Below are 16,996 nucleotides of genomic sequence, written 5' to 3' on the forward strand. Positions count from 1 at the left end.
AAATCCAACATGGCACGTTTCTTCATCGATCGCCCGGTGTTCGCCTGGGTGCTGGCGATCTTCATCATCCTTGCCGGTGTCCTGGCGATTCCGCGGTTGGCCGTGGAGCGCTACCCGGCAGTCGCTCCGCCCAGTGTCAGCATCTATGCGAGCTATCCAGGCGCAAGCCCGCAGACATTGAACGATGCGGTGGTCGCGCTGATCGAGCGCGAACTGTCCAGCGTCAAGCACCTGCTGTACTTCGAGTCGTCGGTGGATACCTCCGGGGAGGCGTCGATCACGGCGACCTTCCAGCCGGGAACCAACCCCGAACTGGCCCAGGTCGATGTGCAGAACCGGATCAAGGCGATCGAGCCGCGGTTGCCGCGCAGCGTGCGCCAGAACGGGCTGTACGTGGAGGCGGCCGATTCCGGTTTCCTGATGCTGGTCGGCCTGCGTTCGCCGGATGCCAGCGTCAGCGAGGCCGCGCTGGGTGACTTCATGGCGCGCAACATCATCGAGGAACTGCGCCGCATCGACGGTGTCGGTCGCGTGCAGCTGTTCGGCGCGGAGCAGGCGATGCGCGTCTGGCTCGATCCCACGCGGCTGACCGGGTACGGCCTGACCATCGGTGACGTTGCCAGCGCCATCGAGCAGCAGAACCTGGAGATCGCACCGGGTCGCATCGGCGACTCCCCCGGTCTGCCCGGCCAGCGCCTGACCGTGCCGCTGACCGCCGATGGCCAGCTGTCCACGCCCGCGCAGTTCGCTTCGATCGTGCTGCGTGCGCGGGCGGATGGCTCGCGGGTACTGCTGGGTGACGTCGCCCGGGTCGAACTGGGGGCGCAGAGCTACGCCTGGGGTACCCGAGAGGATGGTCAGCCTGCGACGGCGGCGGGCGTCCAGCTGCGGCCCGGAGCGAACGCCGTACGCACTGCGGCAGCGGTGCGCGAAAGGATGGCCGAGCTGGCGCCGCTGCTGCCGCGTGGTGTCGAGGCGAGCATTCCGTTTGATACCGCACCCTTCGTCAGCATCTCGATCCGCAAAGTAGTGCAGACACTGCTGGAGGCCATGCTGCTGGTGTTCGCGGTGATGTACCTGTTCCTGCAGAACTGGCGCTATACGCTGATACCTGCCATGGTCGCGCCGATTGCGCTGCTGGGTACGTTCGCGGCGATGCTGGCGCTGGGGTTCTCGATCAACGTCCTCACCATGTTCGGCATGGTGCTGGCGATCGGCATCATCGTCGATGATGCGATCGTGGTGGTCGAAGGCGTGGAACGGATCATGGCCGAGGAGGGGTTGCCACCCCGCGAGGCGACGATCAAGGCAATGCGCGAACTGACCGGCGCGGTGATCGGCATCACCCTGGTACTGACCGCGGTGTTCATTCCGATGGCGTTCGCCAGTGGTTCGGTAGGCGCGATCTACCGTCAGTTCACCGTCGCGATGTCGGTATCGATCCTGTTCTCCGCACTGCTGGCGCTCAGCCTCACGCCTGCACTGTGCGCCACGCTGCTGCGCGGAAGTACACGCGGGCATCATGGCCGCAGTGGCCTGTTCGGCGCCTTCAACCGCGGCTTCGAGCGGATGACCGGCCGCTACCAGCGTGGCGTGGCCGCTGTGCTGCAGCGAAGCGGGCGCGTGATGGGGGTGTTCGTCGCACTGGTGGCAGCGCTTCTGCTGGGCCTGAACGGGTTGCCCGGGGCATTCCTGCCGGAGGAGGACCAGGGGTACTTCATGACCTCGATCCAGCTGCCGGCCGAGGCGACCACCGAGCGCACGCTTGCCGTCGTTGAAGCGTACGAACGTCACGTGGCCTCGCGCCCCGGCGTTGCATCCAACCAGTCGATCCTCGGGTACAGCTTCTCCGGCTCGGGGCCGAGTGCTGCACTGGCCTACACGATGCTGAAGGATTGGGGGGAGCGTGCCGGTGCGACGGCTGCCGGCGAAGTGGAGGCGGTACGGAAGGCGATGTCGACGCTGGTCGAGGGCGAAGTCATGAGCGTGATGCCGCCGGCCATCGACAGCCTCGGCCGCTCGTCAGGCTTCTCGCTGGCGCTGCAGGCGCGGACCGGGCAGACCCAGGCCGAGCTGCGCGCTGCCCTCCAGCAGCTGCTGCAGCTGGCCCAGTCCAGCACACTGCTGTCCGATGTGCATGCCGATGGAATGCCCGCAGGTACCAGCGTCCGGCTTGACATCGATCGCGCCAAGGCCGAGGCGATGGGCGTGGCGTTCAGCGAGATCAGCGGAACGCTGTCGGCGGCAATGGGCTCGCAATACGTCAACGACTTTCCGAACAAGGGACGGCTGCAGCAGGTCATCGTCCAGGCGGATGCGCCGTACCGGATGGAGCTGGGCGACGTGCTCAAGCTGTATGTCCGCAACAGCGAAGGGGGCATGGTGGCGCTGTCGGAGCTGGTCGATCCGCAGTGGACGGAAGCGCCCCTGCAGCTGCAGCGCTATCTCGGCTTCCCGGCATTGAATCTGTCCGGCGCGCCCGCGTCGGGCGTTTCCACCGGGCAGGCGATGGACGAGATGGAGCGCCTGGCCCGGCAGCTGCCGGCGGGCTTCGCACTGCAGTGGACCAGTCAGTCGCTGCAGGAGCGCGAGTCCGGCGCGCAGGCCCCGTGGTTGCTGCTGCTGTCGATGCTGGTGGTGTTCCTGGTCCTGGCGGCGCTGTACGAGAGCTGGTCCATACCAATGGCGGTGATGCTGGTGGTGCCGCTGGGCCTGCTGGGAGCCGTAGCGGCGGTGCTGCTGCGGGGCATGCCCAACGACGTGTTCTTCAAGGTCGGCATGATCACGGTGATCGGCCTGTCGGCGAAGAACGCGATCCTGATCGTCGAGTTCGCGCGACAGCTGCAGCAGCAGGGACGCGGGCTGGTGGAAGCGGCCGTGGAGGCAGCGCGCCTGCGCCTGCGGCCCATCGTGATGACGTCGCTGGCGTTCGCGCTCGGCGTGGTGCCCCTGATGGTGGCGCAGGGTGCCTCGAAGGAAACACAGCAGGCAATCGGTACCGGTGTGTTCGGTGGCATGGTCAGCGCGACCGTGCTCGCGGTGTTCTTCGTGCCGGTGTTCTATGTGGTGGTGCAGGGGGTGCGGCAACGGATCGCGCGGCGCCTGCGCAGGCGCCGGCCACTGCCGGAAGGATCTGTGGATGGGAACGGATAACGGTCAAAGGCTGCACGACGTACAGCTGAAGGCGCTGGAACGGCGCCTCTGCCAGGCCCTGATCGAGGGTGATCGGCAGGCACTGTCGCTGCTGTTGTCGCCGGCGATGTTCATGATGGATGGCGATGGCGGGCGTCTGTTTGATCTGCCCTGGCTGGATGACTGGTTGGGCGGGCACCTGCAGGTGCGGGCGCTGCATCTGCAGGCGGTGGACACCCTGCTGTGCGGTCGGCTGGCGCTGCTGTCCAGCCCGGTGCAGATGGTGGTCGTCCGGCACGGGCAGGAGCAGGCATTGCGGATGCGTCTGTTGCGGGTCTGGGCCTGTAGTTCCGGCGGGGAGGGCGCGCAGCTGCTGTCGATGACGGTGCTCGCGGCGTGAACGCGATCACATCGGTTTCAGCGCCGGCTCATCGCCGGATGATAGGGTGGTTATCTTCAGTACGGTCGACAAGGAGTCGAGTCATGCGTGTAGTTTCCAGTCTGTCGACGGCTTCGCTGGCCCTGGTGCTGGCGGCCTGCCAGCCATCGACGCCGCCTGCCGCAGCAGGTGGCACGGCTGACCCGGCGCCGCCGGAGCCGCAGCCGCTGTCCACGAACTCGACCGCCAGCCAGACGGCCTATCAGTGTGGCGATCTGGCCGTGCGTGCGACGTTCAACGGCGAGGACGCAGCCACCGTGGTGATCGGGGATCGCACGTTCGCCATGACCTCCGAGCGTGCTGCTTCGGGGGCGAAGTACGGCGACGGGCAGGGCAACAGTTTCTGGACGAAGGGCCACGACGACGGGCTGCTCAGCCTGAAAGGCGAAGTGGACCGCGAGTGCCGCGCGGTGGAGGCCACGGAAGGAGACGGCCGTGCCGGTGCTGCCGCGTTCAGGGCGACCGGCAACGAACCGGGCTGGCTGGCGGTGGTCGACGGTGACACGCCCGGCCTGCAGGTGCAGGTCGATTATGGCCAGCGGCACTTCGACGTGGGCGCGCCCAACCAGGGGGCGGACGGGTGGAGTGGCAAGGCTGCGGACGGTACCGACATCAAGCTCACCTTCCAGCGCACGACGTGCACGGACGACATGAGCGGCGAGCCGTTCGAGGCGAAGGCGATGCTGACCGTCGGCACGCGCCAGTACCATGGGTGTGGCAATTTCGGCGCCAGGCAGCCGTAAGTTGGTCGGCAGAGCCGAGCGGGGCTCGGCTCTGCCAGGCGCGTGCGGTCAGCTCAGTCCGCGCGGCCTGCGAACTCGCCGGTGGCAGTGTTCACCAGCACGCGTTCGCCATTGACGATGTACTCCGGCACCATGATCTCGATACCGGTATTGAGCTTGGCCGGCTTGGGACGCTTGGTGGCGGTGCCGCCCTTCAGTTCCGGCGGGGTCTCGATCACTTCCAGCACCACCGAGGCCGGCAACTGGATGGCCACCGGCTGCTCGTCGATCACCTGCACGTAGATGCCGGTCAGGCCATCGGTGATGTAGCCGGCATCGTCGCCGATGACGTCCGCATCCAGGGTGTAGGGGGTGTAGTCCTCGTCATCGAGGAAGACGAACGCATCGCCATCCTTGTACGAATAGGTGGACTGGCGGCGCAGCAGTTCGACCTCGACCAGATTGTCGTCGGCATCGAAGCTGGCATCGAGCTTGTTGCCGCCCGGCACGCTGTACATGATGAAGCGGAAGCGGACGTTGCCACCCCGGCCCTGCGGGGAGCTGCGCTCGATGTCGCGGATCTGGTAGACGCCGTTGTTGTACTCGACGACGTTGCCCTTCTTGATGTCGTTGGCTTTCATGGTGATCTGGGTCGTTGGGGGTGGACGCCGTCCCGGCGCCCGGGGGAATCACTTCGGAGCGAGGCGGGTAGCGCCGTCCAGGCGGATGGTCTCGCCATTGAGGTAGGTGTTGCCGAGGATGAAGCCGACCAGGCTGGCGAAATCCTCCGGCTTGCCCAGCCGCGACGGGAACGGGATCGAGGCGGCAAGCGACTGCTGTACGGCTTCAGGCATGCCATCGACCATCGGTGTCCAGAACACGCCCGGGGCGATGGTGTTGACGCGGATGCCGAAGCGCGAGAGCTCGCGGGCCATCGGCAGCGTCATCGACACCACACCGCCCTTGCTGGCGGCGTACGCGGCCTGGCCGATCTGGCCCTCATAGGCGGCGATGCTGGCGGTGTTGATGATGACACCCCGTTCGCCATCGGCGCCGGCCTCGTTGTGCTGCATGCGGTTGGCGGCGGCCTTGGCCACGTTGAAGCTGCCGACCAAGTTGACCATCACCGTGCCCTGGAAGCCGGCCAGCGGCATCGGGCCTTCCTTGCCGAGCACACGGCCAGCGCCGAGGATGCCGGCGCAGTTCATCGCCACGTTGAGCCCGCCGAGGAAATCGTGGGCCTGGTCGATGGCCGCCGCCACGGCAGCTTCATCACTGACGTTGACGTTGAAATAGCGGGCGTTGTCGGCACCCAGCGCGGCGACGGCGGCGCTGCCTTTGTCGTCGTTGAGGTCGAACAGGGCCACCTTGCCGCCTTGGGCGACGAGGTGCTCGGCCACGGCCAGGCCAAGGCCGGAAACGCCGCCGGTGATCACGGCACGTACGGAAGACAGCTGCATTGCACGGTCCTGCAGGTTCGAGAACCGCCGATTCTAACGGAAGCCACGACCGCTGCCGTTGTGCACCGCGCCGCCCGGAGCCCGGGCGACGCGCCCTGATGGATCAGACGGCCGCGAGGGCCTGGCCGGTGCGGCTGGCGGTCGCACGCCCGAGCAGGCCGGCCAGCCAACGACCGGTTTCCGCCAGCGCCGGCAGGTCCACCCCGCTGTCCAGGCCAAGGCCCTGCAGCAGATAGACCACGTCCTCGCTGGCGACGTTGCCGCTGGCGCCTTTCGCGTAAGGGCAGCCGCCCGCGCCGGAGACGGCGCTGTCGACCACGCGCACGCCTTCTTCCAGGCAGGTGGCGATGTTGGCAATGGCCTGCCCGTAGGTGTCATGGAAGTGCACGGCCAGCGCGCTCATCGGGATCTCCGTGGCGACTGCCTGCAGCATCGCCCGCGCCTTGCGCGGCGTGCCGACGCCGATCGTGTCGCCCAGCGAGATCTCATAGCAGCCCATCTGGTGCAGGGCGCGCGCCACCCGCACCACATCGGCCAGGGGGACCTCGCCCTGGTAGGGACACCCCAGCACGGTGGAGACATAGCCGCGTACCCGTACGCCATCGGCGGCGGCGCGGCGCAGGATCGGCTCGAAGCGGGCCAGCGACTCGTCGATGCCGGCGTTGGTGTTGGTGCGGTTGAACGCCTCGGAGGCGGCCGTGAACACCGCCACTTCCTCCACGCCGACCGCGAGCGCCCGCTCGTAGCCCTGTTCATTCGGTACCAGCACTGGATAGTGGATGCCGGGCCGGCGCTGGATGCCGGCATAGACCTCAGCGGCATCCGCCAGCTGCGGCACCCACTTCGGGCTGACGAAACTGGTCGCTTCGATGCTGCGCAGGCCGGTGGCCGACAGGCGGTTGATCAGCTCGATCTTGTCGGCCGTAGAGACCGGTTGCTTTTCGTTCTGCAGGCCGTCCCGCGGGCCGACCTCGACGATGCGGACGTAGTCGCTCATGCCTCCGTCTCCGCAGCGGGGCGCTGGCAGACCGCCTCGATGTTGTTGCCGTCCGGGTCGAGCACGAAGGCGGCGTAGTAGTTCGGGTGATACCAGGGACGTACGCCGGGACCACCATTGTCGCGTCCTCCGGCGGCCAGGGCGGCGGCATGGAACGCGTCCACCTGCGCGCGGCCGGTACAGGCGAAGGCGACGTGCACGCCATGGCTGACGCTGCCGCCATTGCCGATCCAGAAGAACGGCTTGCCATCGCGGCCGAAGCCGACCTGGTCATGGGTGCCGGTCTGCTCCGCGGTGACCTCCATCACCACGCCGATCTGCAGTGGGGCCAGTGCCTGGCTGAAGAACGCCCTGCTGCGCGCCAGGTCGGCGCTGGTCAAACCAAGATGATCGAGCATGTTCAGGCCTCCGTGACCCAATGGGGGGCGCGCTTGTCGAGGAAGGCGCCCAGGCCTTCCTGACCCTCGGCCGAGACCCGCAGGCGCGCGATCAGGGCGGCATTGTCGCGGTCGAGCGCATCGCGGTCATGGCTGTCACGGACCTGCCGGACCAGGCGCTTGGCCGACGCTGAGGCGATCGGGCCGGCCTTGTCGAGCAGGGCCAGCTGGCGCTGCACCGCCTCGTCCAGCCGCTCCGGTTCCACCAGCTGGTGCACCAGGCCGATGCGCAGCGCGGTGTCGGCGTCGAAGTGCTCGCCGGTCGCGAACCAGCGGCGGGCCTGACGCGGCCCGATCGCCTCGATCACGTACGGTGAGATCACGGCCGGCAGCAGGCCAAGGCGGCTTTCGGTCAGGCCGAACCGGGCGCTGGTGCTGGCGATGGCGATGTCGCAGCAGGCGACCAGGCCGACACCCCCGCCGAAGGCGGCACCGTGGACCCGGGCCAGGGTCGGCTTGGGCAGTTCGTCCAGGGTGCGCATCAGGCGCGCCAGGGCCAGAGAATCCTCGCGGTTGTCAGCCTCGCTGGCGGCGGCCATGCCCCGCATCCACTGCAGGTCGGCACCGGCCGAGAAGGATGCGCCGTGGCCGGCCACCACCACCGCGCGCACCGCGTCTTCCCGCCCGGCCGCCTCCAGCGCGGCGGTCAGCCGGGCGATCAGGCCGGCATCGAAGGCGTTGTGCAGCTCCGGCCGGTTCAGCCAGAGGGTGAGGACGGCGCCACTGCGCTCGATCTGCAAAGCATCGTTCATGGGATTCCAGGGTCACTCCATACCTGTATGGATCATAGCGGGCCATTGGTCATGGGCCATGACGCGACGCGGGAATGTTAGAATCGAGAACCATTTACATCCAGCAGAGAACAGGCTAGATGACGCTGTCCGAACTGCCCCTGCATACCTCGGCCGTGGTCGACTCCGTGCAGGACCTGCATGCCAACGATGCCATTGCCCGCCGCCTGCGCGAGCTGGGCTTCGTCAAGGGCGAGGAGGTCCGCCTGGTGGCCAAGGGCCCACTGGGGGGAGAGCCGTTGCTGGTGCAGGTCGGGTTCACCCGTTTCGCACTGCGTATCAGTGAAGCCAAGCGCGTCGTGATCGACGCTGCCAGCCAGGAAAGACGTGCATGACCGCATCCGCCACTGCCGCCCCCCTGCGCATCGCGCTGGTCGGTAACCCGAACAGCGGCAAGACCGCCCTGTTCAACCAGCTGACCGGCAGCCGGCAGAAGGTCGCCAATTACACCGGCGTGACCGTCGAGCGCAAGGAAGGACGCCTGCGCGCACCCTCCGGCCGCGAGTTCGCCGTGCTTGACCTGCCGGGTGCGTACAGCCTGCACCCGGCGAGCCTGGACGAGGCGATCACCCGCGACCTGTGCCGCGGCTTCTATCCGGGCGAGGCCGCGCCGGACGTACTGTTGTGCGTGATCGATGCCACCAACCTGCGCCTGCACCTGCGCTTCGCACTGGAACTGCGCGAGTTGGGCAAACCGATGGTGGTGGCGCTGAACATGGTGGATGCGGCCGAGCGCCGTGGCATCCAGCTGGACGTGGCAGCGCTGGAGCGCGAGCTGGGCGTGCCGGTGGTCGAGACCGTGGCGGTACGCAAGCAGGGCGCGCGTGCGCTGGTCGAGCGCCTGGACCGCATGGTGCCGCACCTGGATGCGCCGGTGCCGCCGGCCGAGGACGGCATCGACTACCACGCCCGGGTACGCGACATCCTGGCGGTGGCCGTGCGCATGCCGGCACGCACCGCGAAGATCGACGACACGCTTGACCGCTGGCTGCTGCACCCGGTGTTCGGACTGGTGACGCTGGTCGTGGTGATGTTCCTGATCTTCCAGGCGGTGTTCGCCTGGGCGACCCCCCTGATGGATGGCATCGAGGCCGGCTTCGGCTGGCTGGGCGAGGTGGTCGGTGGCGCGCTGCCGGAGGGGCCGCTGACCAGCCTGCTGACCGACGGCATCATCGCCGGCCTGGGAGGCGTGGTGGTGTTCCTGCCGCAGATCCTGATCCTGTTCGCGTTCATCCTCGCGCTGGAAGAGTCCGGCTACCTGCCACGTGCAGCGTTCCTGCTCGATCGGCTGATGGCCGCGGCCGGCCTGTCGGGGCGTTCGTTCATCCCGCTGCTGTCCAGCTTCGCCTGCGCGGTGCCGGGCATCATGGCCACCCGCAGCATCCAGGATCCACGCGACCGGCTGGCGACGATCCTGGTGGCGCCGCTGATGACCTGTTCGGCCCGCCTGCCGGTGTATGCCCTGCTGATCGCCGCCTTCATTCCCGATGGCAAGGTCGGCATCTTCAACCAGCAGGGCCTGGTGCTGTTCGGACTGTACGTGGCCGGCATCCTCAGCGCGCTGGCGATGTCGTGGGTCATGAAGAAGTGGCGCCGCGACAAGAGCGAGCATCCGCTGATGCTGGAGCTGCCCTCGTACCGTATTCCGCATCCGCGTGATCTGGCAGTCGGCCTGTATGAGCGCGGCATGATCTTCCTGCGGCGCGTGGGCGGCATCATCCTGGCGCTGACCGTGCTGCTGTGGTTCCTGCTGTCGTTCCCCGGTGCGCCTGCCGACGCCACGCTGCCGGCCATCGATTACAGCTACGCCGGCCGCATCGGCCATGCGATGACCGCGGTTTTCGCCCCGCTGGGTTTCAACTGGCAGATCTGCATCGCACTGATTCCGGGCCTGGCCGCGCGTGAAGTGGCGGTTTCCTCGCTGGCGACGGTGTACGCGCTGTCCGCGGCCGACGACGATGCGGCGATCTCGGCGCTCACGCCGGTGGTGGCCGATGGCTGGTCGCTGGCCACGGGCCTGTCGCTGCTGGTGTGGTTCATCTATGCGCCGATGTGCATTTCCACGTTGGCCACCATCAAGCGTGAGACCAACTCGTGGAAGAAGATGGGTTTCGCGGCGTTCTACCTGTTCGCAGCGGCCTACGTTGCAGCGCTGATCACCTACCAGGTGACCGTGGCGCTGGGAGGCGGCTGATGGACGCAGGACTGCTGCTCCAGTACCTGCTCGTTGCGCTGGCCGTGCTGGTCAGCGCATGGGTCGTACTGAAAAAGCAGTTCCCCGGCAGCGTGCGCAGGATGCGCGGCGCCTTGGCGCTGGCGCTGCTCAAGCCCGGCCGCGCCGACTGGCTGCAGGCGCTGGGCCGCAGGATCGCGCCGCCTGTCAGTGGCGGCGGCAGTGCCTGTGGTGGCTGCGACAGCTGCGGGCCGACGCCGCCGAAGCAGCACTGACGATGCCGGGAGAGAGCGGGGGGCTGCTGCGCTCGCCGAAGCGTCAATCCCGCACCAGCCCACCGTCCACCACCAGATTCTGGCCGGTGACCGCGCGCGCCCAGGGGCTGGCGAAGAACAGCGCGGCGTCGGCGAACTCGGCCGGCGTGGTCACGCTGCGCAGTGGCGTGTTGGCGGCGATGTAATCGAACACCGCCTGCGGTGTCGCCGCGCTGGCATCGGTGCTGCGCAGCAGGCCGCCGGACAGCATGTTGACGGTGATGCCCTGCGGCCCCAGGTCGCCGGCCAGGGTGCGGGTCAGCGAAAGCAGGGCGGCTTTGGCGGCCGTGTAGTCGTGATAGGGCACCACCGGGTTCTGGAACAGATTGGTGCCGATGTTGATGATGCGGCCGAAACCGCGCGCCTGCATGCCGGGCAGGGCGGCCTGCACGGTGTTGAGCGCGCCGCGCACGCTGCCTTCGAACTGCGCCTGGAACGCCGGCCAGCCAATGTCGGCGGCGCCGTCGCGCGCATCACCATTGAAGGAGAAATCGGCCAATGCGTTGTTGACCACGGTGGTCACGCCCTGGCCGAAATGCGCCAGCGCCTGCTGCAGCAGTGCCTCGATCTGGCTCCGGTCGGTGACGTCGGCGCGGAGCGCGAGTGCCTGCCCGCCCAGCTCCACCGCCAGCGCACGTGCGGCCGCCTCGCTGCGGTGGTAGTTGATGATGATCCGGGCACCCTGCGCGGCGAATGCGCGGGCGATATGCTGGCCGAGGCCGCGGCCAGCGCCGGTGACCAGTACCAGCTGTTCGCTGATCTGCATGGGAAATGCGGTCCATTGCATGAAGAGTCCTGCAGCGTAGCAGCGATGATGCTTGCCGGACCGGGCATGCTGCCGCTAGCCTGCGGGGCATGAACCAGACTCCCCTGCGATTGCTCATTCACGGCGCTTCCGGGCGCATGGGCCAGGCCCTGCTGCGGCTGGCCGCCGATCATCCCGAAACCCTGCAGATCGTGGCGGCGGTGACCGGCCGCGCGCCGGCCCAGCGGGTGGTCGACGGAGTGCCGTTCTTTGCCGCCAGCGAGCTGGCAGGGGCGCCGGCATTCGATGTGGCCATCGACTTCAGCCTGCCGGAAGGCTTCGATGCGATGCTGGCCCTGTGCGTTGAACGCGGCGCAGGCCTGGTATCGGGTACCACCGGCATCTCCAGTGCGCAGCGCCAAGCGCTGGACGCCGCCGCGGCGCGCATTCCGCTGGTGTGGGCTTCGAACTTCAGCCTCGGTGTCGCGGTGCTGGACGAGCTGGTCGAGCGCGCTGCGCAGGCCCTGTCGGGCTGGGACTGCGACATCGTGGAATCGCACCATACGCAGAAGAAGGATGCGCCCTCGGGAACGGCACTGACCCTGGGCGCAGCCGCGCAGCGGGGTGGGGCGGATCCGCAGTACGCCAGCCTGCGGGCCGGCGATATCGTGGGTGAGCATCTGGTGCAGTTCACCGGCCTGGGCGAGCGCATCGAACTGGTCCACCGGGCGACCAACCGCGACATCTTCGCCCGCGGTGCGCTGTTTGCCGCCCGCCAGCTGCAGGGGCGGGCGCCCGGGAGCTACCGGGTGCGCGACCTGCTGGACGGACCCCGTTAACCGGTAGCGGGGGGGGGGGGGGGGGGGGGGGGGGGGGGGGGGGGGGGGGGGGGGGGGGGGGGGGGGGGGGGGGGGGGGGGGGGGGGGGGGGGGGGGGCGGCGGGGGGGGGCGCGCGCCCGGGCGGGCGGGGGGGGGGGCGGCGGGGGGGGGGGCGTGCCCCCCGGCCGGCCCCCCCCCCCCCCCCCGCTACCGTAGATGGACCGCATACGCTGCCGGATTGAAATGAATACGCAGTCGCCTGTTCATGAAACGATTCAACCGCTGGCGCGAGCGCTCCGGCAGCGCTACAATTCGCACTCGCCGAATCACCAAAGCCGGACCGGTCCTGAACCGTACGTCCGCGCTTTTTTGCAACCGGATTTCCGTGAAGCACAGGCGTGACTTCGGCACCCCCTCGGTAGCCAAAGTGAGATTTCCGTGACCCAAGCCGCAATCCTCGTCCTCGAAGACGGCACCGTATTCGAGGGCGAATCCGTAGGCGCGCCCGGCCTGTCCGTCGGTGAAGTGGTGTTCAACACCGCCATGACCGGTTACCAGGAAGTGCTGACCGATCCGTCCTACGCCCGGCAGATGGTCACGCTGACCTATCCGCATATTGGCAACACCGGCATGACCGACCAGGACGACGAAGCCTCCAAGGTGTGGTCGGCCGGCCTGATCGTGCGCGATGTGCCGCGCCGCCCCAGCAACTGGCGCAGCCAGGTGTCGCTGCAGGACTGGCTGATCCAGCGTGGCGTGGTGGCCATCGCTGGCATCGATACCCGCAAGCTCACCCGCATCCTGCGCGAGAACGGCGCCCAGAACGGTGCGCTGATGGCAGGTGACATCGATGTTGAGAAGGCGCTGGAAGCCGCCCGCAAGTTCCCGGGCCTGAAGGGCATGGATCTGGCCAAGGTCGTCACTACCGAGAAGACCTATGTCTGGACCGAGGGCCAGCTGGACCTGGATGCCAACGCCTTCGTCAGCGTGCCGGCCCGCTTCAAGGTCGTGGCCTACGATTTCGGCGTGAAGACCAACATCCTGCGCATGCTGGCCGAACGCGGCTGCGAAGTGACCGTGGTGCCGGCGCAGACCCCGGCGGCTGAAGTGCTGGCGCTGAAGCCCGACGGTGTCTTCCTGTCCAATGGCCCGGGTGACCCGGAGCCGTGCGATTACGCGATCGCCGCGATCAAGACCTTCATCGACGTGAAGATTCCGACCTTCGGCATCTGCCTGGGCCACCAGCTGCTGGGCCTGGCCTCGGGCGCGCAGACCGTCAAGATGGGCCATGGCCACCATGGTGCGAACCATCCGGTGCAGGACCTGGATAGTGGCCGGGTGATGATCACCTCGCAGAACCATGGTTTCGCGGTCGATGAAGCCACCCTGCCGGCGACGTTGCGCGTGACCCACCGGTCGCTGTTCGATGGCACCAACCAGGGCATCGCACGCACCGATGTGCCGGCGTTCTCCTTCCAGGGCCATCCGGAAGCGTCGCCGGGCCCGCACGACGTCGGTCCGCTGTTCGACCGTTTCGTGACCCTGATGGAACAGGCCAAGGCGTGATCCGCAGGCCACCGGCGACCGGTGGCACCGCGATGGACCGTAAGCCCCCGCATTGCTGCTGCCTCCCGGCGCGGCGCTGCGGATCGAGATTCCTGATCGACAGCGTGCGATCACTCCCCCTTGTCACGCTGTACTGACTTAGAGAAGAAAATGCCCAAGCGCACTGACCTAAAGACCATCCTCATCATCGGTGCCGGCCCGATCGTCATCGGCCAGGCCTGCGAGTTCGACTACTCCGGTGCCCAGGCTTGCAAGGCCCTGCGCGACGAGGGTTACCGCGTGGTGCTGGTCAACAGCAACCCGGCCACGATCATGACCGACCCGGAGATGGCCGACGCCGTCTACATCGAGCCGATCAACTGGCAGACGGTCGAAAAGATCATCGCCAAGGAGAAGCCCGACGCGCTGCTGCCGACCATGGGGGGACAGACCGCGCTGAACTGCGCGCTGGACCTGGCCGACAACGGCGTGCTGGAGAAGTACAACGTCGAGCTGATCGGTGCCAAGCGCGAAGCGATCCGCATGGCCGAAGACCGCGAGCTGTTCCGCGTGGCGATGGGCGAGATCGGCCTGGAGTGCCCGACCGCCGCCGTCGCTCACACGCTGGACGAAGCGCTGGAGATCCAGACCCGCGTCGGCTACCCGACCATCATCCGTCCGAGCTTCACCCTGGGCGGCAGCGGCGGTGGTATCGCCTACAACCGCGAAGAGCTGGTGGAAATCGTCAGCCGCGGCCTGGAACTGTCGCCGACCACCGAAGTGCTGGTGGAAGAGTCGGTGCTGGGCTGGAAGGAATTCGAGATGGAGGTGGTGCGTGACACCGCCGACAACTGCATCATCGTGTGCTCGATCGAGAATCTCGATCCGATGGGCGTGCACACCGGTGACTCGATCACTGTGGCCCCGGCGCAGACCCTGACCGACAAGGAATACCAGCGCCTGCGCGATGCCTCCATCGCCGTGCTGCGCAAGATCGGCGTCGATACCGGCGGCTCCAACGTGCAGTTCGGCATCAACCCGAAGACCGGCCGCGTGGTCGTCATCGAGATGAATCCGCGCGTGTCGCGCTCCTCGGCGCTGGCCTCCAAGGCCACCGGCTTCCCGATCGCGAAGGTGGCCGCCAAGCTGGCCGTGGGCTACACCCTGGACGAACTGAAGAACGAGATCACCGGTGGCCTGACCCCGGCGTCGTTCGAGCCGTCCATCGACTACGTGGTCACCAAGATCCCGCGCTTCGCCTTCGAGAAGTTCCCGGCCGCCGATGCACGCCTGACCACCCAGATGAAGTCGGTGGGCGAAGTCATGGCGATGGGCCGCACCTTCCAGGAATCGGTACAGAAGGCGCTGCGCGGCCTGGAAACCGGCAAGGTCGGCTTCGACCCGACCGGCCTGGACCTGGCCAACGAGGAAGACCTGCAGACCCTGCGCCGCGAGCTGAAGGCACCGGGTCCGGAGCGCCTGTTCTACGTGGCCGACGCGTTCCGCGCCGGCATGAGCGTGGAAGAGATCCATGCGCTGTCGTTCATCGACCACTGGTTCCTGGACCAGATCGAGGAAATCATCGCTGCCGAAGGCGAAGTGGCTGCCGACGGCATCGACGCGCTCGACGCTGCGCGTCTGCGCAAGCTCAAGCGTGCCGGTTTCTCCGACGCCCGCCTGGCCCAGCTGACCGGCACCAACGAAGCGGCCATCCGCGCACTGCGTCGTGCCCACAAGGTGCGCCCGGTCTACAAGCGCGTGGACTCCTGTGCTGCCGAGTTCGCCACCGGCACCGCCTACCTGTACTCGACCTACGAGGACGAGTGCGAGGCCGCGCCGAGCAACCGCGACAAGATCATGATCCTGGGCGGCGGTCCGAACCGCATCGGCCAGGGCATCGAGTTCGACTACTGCTGCGTGCATGCGGCGCTGGCGCTGCGCGAGGATGGCTATGAAACCATCATGGTCAACTGCAACCCGGAAACCGTTTCGACCGACTACGACACCTCCGACCGCCTGTACTTCGAGCCGCTGACGCTGGAAGACGTGCTGGAGATCGTCGAGCTGGAACAGCCGAAGGGCGTGATCGTGCAGTACGGCGGGCAGACGCCGCTGAAGCTGGCGCGCGCGCTGGAAGCCAATGGCGTGCCGGTGATCGGCACCAGCCCGGACTCCATCGACCTGGCCGAGGACCGCGAGCGTTTCCAGCAGCTGGTGGACAAGCTAGGCCTGAAGCAGCCGCCGAACCGTATCGCCCGCAACGACCAGGAAGCCCTGCTGCTGGCCCGCGAGATCGGCTACCCGCTGGTGGTGCGTCCGAGCTACGTGCTCGGTGGCCGTGCGATGGAGATCGTGTACGGCGAAGCCGATCTGGCCCGCTACGTGCGTGATGCGGTGAAGGTGTCCAACGATTCGCCGGTGCTGCTGGACCGCTTCCTCGACAACGCTGTCGAGTGCGATGTCGACATCATCGCCGACAAGGATGGCAACGTGCTGATCGGTGGCGTGATGGAGCACATCGAAGAAGCCGGCGTGCACTCGGGCGACTCCTCGTGCTCGCTGCCACCGTACTCGCTGTCGGCCGAGACCCAGGCCGAGCTGCGTCGCCAGGTGGTGGAGCTGGCCAAGGCGCTGAACGTGGTTGGCCTGATGAACACCCAGTTCGCGATCCAGACCAGCGACGAGGGCGACGACACCGTCTACCTGCTTGAAGTGAACCCGCGTGCCTCGCGCACGGTGCCGTTCGTGTCCAAGGCCACCGGCATGCCGCTGGCCAAGATCGCCGCACGCTGCATGGCCGGCAAGACCCTGGCCGAGCAGGGCGCGACCGAAGAGATCGTGCCGGACTACTACTCGGTGAAGGAAGCGATCTTCCCGTTCGCCAAGTTCCAGGGCGTCGACCCGATCCTCGGGCCGGAAATGCGGTCCACCGGCGAGGTGATGGGCGTCGGTCGCAGCTTCAACGCCGCCTTCGCACGCGCGCAGGAAGCCGGCGGCATCAAGGCCCCGCCGATCGGCAAGGCCTTCGTGTCGGTGCGCGACCCGGACAAGAAGCGCGTGCTGCCGGTCGCCAAGGCGCTGTTGGCGCGCGGCTACAGCCTGGTGGCCACCCGTGGCACCGCCGCCTGGCTGCAGCAGCATGGCATGCAGTGCGAGATCATCAACAAGGTGGTCGAGGGTCGTCCGCACATCGTCGATTCGATCAAGAACGGCGAGATCGTCTACATCGTCAACACGACCGAAGGTCGCTCGGCGATCAACGACTCGTTCTCGATCCGTCGCGAGGCGCTGCAGCACCGCGTCACCTACTCGACCACCATTGCCGGCGCCAAGGCGCTGGTGGATTCACTGGAATTCCGCGGCACCGGCCCCGTCTGGTCGCTGCAGGAGCTGCACAAGGAGTTGAATGCATGAGAGCCCCC

15 protein-coding genes are annotated in these 16,996 nt (G+C 67.6%); 9 read left to right on the forward strand and 6 right to left on the reverse strand.

The annotated features are described in order from the left end of the window. Positions 1-9: 9 nt before the first annotated feature. From ACVOME_RS09005 to ACVOME_RS09015, 3 genes are all read left to right on the forward strand, one after another. Positions 10-3,153 (forward strand): multidrug efflux RND transporter permease subunit, encoded by a 3,144-nt coding sequence (locus ACVOME_RS09005; protein WP_481504998.1) that lies wholly within the window; start codon positions 10-12, stop codon positions 3,151-3,153. Then, the gene (locus ACVOME_RS09010) at positions 3,140-3,532 is read left to right on the forward strand and encodes a nuclear transport factor 2 family protein (protein ID WP_414488048.1); all 393 of its coding nucleotides are present in this window, start codon (positions 3,140-3,142) and stop codon (positions 3,530-3,532) included. Before ACVOME_RS09005 ends, ACVOME_RS09010 begins: the two co-directional genes overlap by 14 nt. An 83-nt stretch (positions 3,533-3,615) precedes the next feature. Beyond that, positions 3,616-4,314 carry an MliC family protein gene (locus ACVOME_RS09015; protein ID WP_193396335.1) on the forward strand — a complete coding sequence of 233 codons (699 nt, stop codon included), beginning with the start codon at positions 3,616-3,618 and terminating at the stop codon, positions 4,312-4,314. Between the two features lie 53 nt (positions 4,315-4,367). On the opposite strand, the gene yeiP is transcribed toward ACVOME_RS09015, so the two are convergent. The 5 genes from yeiP to ACVOME_RS09040 form a co-directional block, all read right to left on the reverse strand. Next, entirely contained in the window at positions 4,368-4,934 is a 567-nt protein-coding gene (yeiP, locus tag ACVOME_RS09020) for an elongation factor P-like protein YeiP (protein ID WP_005409468.1), read from the reverse strand. Positions 4,935-4,982: 48 nt separating this feature from the next. Continuing rightward, positions 4,983-5,753: an SDR family oxidoreductase gene (locus ACVOME_RS09025; RefSeq protein WP_128988706.1), complete on the reverse strand. Its 771-nt coding sequence runs from the start codon at positions 5,751-5,753 to the stop codon at positions 4,983-4,985. A 103-nt stretch (positions 5,754-5,856) separates the two neighbouring features. Continuing rightward, complete coding sequence (locus ACVOME_RS09030) at positions 5,857-6,750, reverse strand: hydroxymethylglutaryl-CoA lyase (RefSeq protein WP_065175602.1); 894 nt, start codon at positions 6,748-6,750, stop codon at positions 5,857-5,859. Further along, positions 6,747-7,148 (reverse strand): VOC family protein, encoded by a 402-nt coding sequence (locus ACVOME_RS09035; protein ID WP_065175603.1) that lies wholly within the window; start codon positions 7,146-7,148, stop codon positions 6,747-6,749. The genes ACVOME_RS09030 and ACVOME_RS09035 overlap by 4 nt, the downstream gene beginning before the upstream one ends. A 2-nt stretch (positions 7,149-7,150) precedes the next feature. Beyond that, the gene (locus ACVOME_RS09040; RefSeq protein ID WP_053519513.1) at positions 7,151-7,939 is read right to left on the reverse strand and encodes an enoyl-CoA hydratase/isomerase family protein; all 789 of its coding nucleotides are present in this window, start codon (positions 7,937-7,939) and stop codon (positions 7,151-7,153) included. Between the two features lie 119 nt (positions 7,940-8,058). On the opposite strand from ACVOME_RS09040, the gene ACVOME_RS09045 reads away from it, so the two are divergent. Genes ACVOME_RS09045 through ACVOME_RS09055 form a run of 3 tightly spaced genes read left to right on the forward strand, consistent with a single transcriptional unit; the run spans position 8,059 to position 10,426 of the window. Continuing rightward, a complete protein-coding gene (locus ACVOME_RS09045) occupies positions 8,059-8,313 on the forward strand; it encodes a FeoA family protein (protein WP_053519514.1) in 255 nt (84 codons plus the stop codon). Beyond that, positions 8,310-10,172, forward strand: coding sequence for a ferrous iron transport protein B (feoB, locus tag ACVOME_RS09050; protein WP_053519515.1), 1,863 nt, complete (start codon positions 8,310-8,312; stop codon positions 10,170-10,172). The genes ACVOME_RS09045 and feoB overlap by 4 nt, the downstream gene beginning before the upstream one ends. Next, positions 10,172-10,426 (forward strand): DUF6587 family protein, encoded by a 255-nt coding sequence (locus ACVOME_RS09055; protein WP_262218467.1) that lies wholly within the window; start codon positions 10,172-10,174, stop codon positions 10,424-10,426. Before feoB ends, ACVOME_RS09055 begins: the two co-directional genes overlap by 1 nt. Positions 10,427-10,469: 43 nt before the next feature. On the opposite strand, the gene ACVOME_RS09060 is transcribed toward ACVOME_RS09055, so the two are convergent. Then, on the reverse strand, positions 10,470-11,252 hold the full coding sequence (locus tag ACVOME_RS09060) for a 3-oxoacyl-ACP reductase (protein WP_481504999.1): 783 nt from the start codon (positions 11,250-11,252) through the stop codon (positions 10,470-10,472). Between the two features lie 68 nt (positions 11,253-11,320). Here ACVOME_RS09060 and dapB point away from each other — a divergent pair, with 68 nt between their 5' ends. The 3 genes from dapB to carB all read left to right on the forward strand — a co-directional run bounded on the left by dapB (position 11,321) and on the right by carB (position 16,988). Further along, a complete protein-coding gene (gene dapB, locus ACVOME_RS09065) occupies positions 11,321-12,049 on the forward strand; it encodes a 4-hydroxy-tetrahydrodipicolinate reductase (protein WP_080375328.1) in 729 nt (242 codons plus the stop codon). 418 nt (positions 12,050-12,467) lie between these two features. Next, the gene (gene carA / locus ACVOME_RS09070; RefSeq protein ID WP_053519346.1) at positions 12,468-13,595 is read left to right on the forward strand and encodes a glutamine-hydrolyzing carbamoyl-phosphate synthase small subunit; all 1,128 of its coding nucleotides are present in this window, start codon (positions 12,468-12,470) and stop codon (positions 13,593-13,595) included. 150 nt (positions 13,596-13,745) lie between these two features. Then, positions 13,746-16,988, forward strand: a complete 3,243-nt coding sequence (gene carB / locus ACVOME_RS09075) for a carbamoyl-phosphate synthase large subunit (RefSeq protein WP_065182678.1) — start codon at positions 13,746-13,748, stop codon at positions 16,986-16,988. Positions 16,989-16,996: the final 8 nt, after the last annotated feature.

It is taken from the genome of Stenotrophomonas sp. STEN008 (assembly GCF_056760435.1).